The organism is Streptomyces sp. LS1784, from assembly GCF_020103755.1.
Classification (GTDB): Bacteria; Actinomycetota; Actinomycetes; order Streptomycetales; family Streptomycetaceae; genus Kitasatospora.
The window spans coordinates 1-1,081 of sequence record NZ_JAHSQD010001120.1 but is presented as its reverse complement, the minus strand read 5'-3'; the positions used below and the strand labels follow the sequence as shown (position 1 = coordinate 1,081).

General features: G+C 74.2%; 1 protein-coding gene. It reads right to left on the bottom strand.

Annotated elements, in window-relative coordinates:
- Window positions 1-1,048, bottom strand: a 1,048-nt coding sequence (locus KS423_RS46055; RefSeq protein WP_224285597.1) for a helix-turn-helix domain-containing protein, incomplete at its 3' end; no start/stop codon positions are given.
- Between the last annotated feature and the right edge of the window lie 33 nt (window positions 1,049-1,081).

Sequence of the window (1,081 nt, the reverse complement as noted above, 5' to 3'; positions counted from 1 at the left end):
ACAGCCGCAGGTCGCCGAGCCCTCCAGCCGGCGCGGGCGGCTGCTGGCCGGGCCGGCGGGCCCGGTAGCTGGTCCGGTACGCGGCCGGGGAGACTCCGAGCTGGCGGCGGAAGTGCCCGCGCAGCGCCACCGGCGAACGGAACCCGCAACGGCGCGCGACATCGTCCACCGACAGTTCCGAGGTCTCCAGCAGCCGCTGTGCCTGAAGCACCCGCTGGGTGATCAGCCACTGCAACGGAGCGCTGCCGGTGAGCGTGCGGAACCGCCGGTCGAAGGTGCGCCGGCTCATGTACGCGCGAGCCGCCAGCACCTCGACGTCGAACTGCTGGTTGAGGTTCTCCAGCGCCCAGGTGACCACCTCGGCCAGCGGGTCGTTGCCGATCTCCTCCGGTAAAGACTGATCGATGTACTGGGCCTGTCCTCCGCCGCCGCGGCGGCTCGGCACCACCAGACGGCGGGCCAGAGCGTTGGCCGCTTCGGCGCCGTGGTCGCTGCGCACCACGTGCAGGCACAGGTCGATGCCGGCGGCGGTACCGGCCGAGGTGAGCACGTCGCCGTCGTCGACGAACAGCTCGCGCGGATCGACGTGGACCCGCGGGTAGCGCTTGGCCAGTGTCGGCGCGTACATCCAGTGGGTGGTCGCCGGGCGGCCGTCGAGCAGACCGGCGGCGGCCAGCACGAAGGCGCCGGTGCAGAGCCCGATGATCCGGGCGCCCTCGTGATGGGCCTTCCGCAGGGCGGTGATCGCCTCGACCGGCGGGGGCTGGGAGATCGAGCGCCAGGCCGGTACGACGATCGTGCCGGCCCGGGCGAGAGCCTCCAGGCCGTACGGCGCGGAGAGGGTCAGGCCGCCGGTGGTGGCCAGCGGGCCCTCCTCCCCGGCGCAGACCAGCAGGCGGTAGCGGGGTACCCCGGCGTCCTGGCGGTCCACGCCGAAGACGGAGAGCGGGATGGAGCTCTCGAAGATCGGGGCGCCGCCGAAGATCAGCACCGCGACGGTCTCCCGGCGGCGCCGGCCGGACAGCTTGCGCGGGGCGGAGGCCGTCACCGGGGTCGGGGAGCCGTTCGCGCCGGGCCCGCC